Source organism: Streptomyces sp. TRM70350, assembly GCF_019219825.1.
GTDB lineage: Bacteria > Actinomycetota > Actinomycetes > Streptomycetales > Streptomycetaceae > Streptomyces.
On sequence record NZ_JAHUXH010000112.1, the window covers coordinates 1 to 747 of the forward strand.

Here is a 747-nt window from a genome sequence, read left to right on the forward strand (position 1 = left end):
GGATGCGGCCGTTCCTTGCGAACGATCAACCGCATACCCTTCGGCCAGCCCTCGAGCAGGTCCCCGGTGAGTTCGGCGGCCCAGGCACCGTCGCGGACCTCACCACCGGTCTCGATGGCCGGAGTCCAGGCCGATGCCGGGACCTTGAGGACGTGCTGGTGGATGGCCTCGGTGATCACCATGCCGACCGAGCAGGACAGCCATCGGCCCCGCTGGGCGAGCCAGGCCACGAACTCGTGGGTGCCGCCCGCGGAGTCGCAGCGGATGAGGGTCTGCCGCCCCCGCCGGAATTTTTGGGGCAGTTGAGCCAGGGCGAGGCGGGCGGTCGCGATGTGGTCGGCGGCGGTGTCCGAGCCCGCGTTCCCGGGGCGGAGCAGAGCGGCCACCGGTTCGCCGGTCCCGCCGGGCCCATGGTCGACGAACCCCATCAGCGGGTGGTGACCGTAGGTCTTCTTCCAGGTCGGGGCGGCATCCTGTTTGTCCGAGTGGGCGACGACCAGGACTCCGTCCAGGTCCACGGTCACCTGCCCACCGGCGTCCGGAGTCCGGCCGTCGGCCAACTTCCAGACGTGTCTGCGGGCTTCGGACCGGGCGTTGCGGATAGCTGTCAGTGCTTTCCCACCGGAGGTTGCGAGGATGTCGATCAGACGGGAGACCGTCGGGTCGGAGGCCACCGGCCCGAACACGGCCGGCTCGGCCCGCAGCAGGGCGACATCGGCGAGGCAGTCCCCGCCGAGCGCGACCGCC

General features: G+C 71.1%; 1 protein-coding gene. It reads right to left on the reverse strand.

What is annotated here, in order from left to right:
• Positions 1-747: transposase (locus KWI83_RS37805; RefSeq protein ID WP_218518891.1), on the reverse strand; the 747-nt coding region annotated here is incomplete at both ends.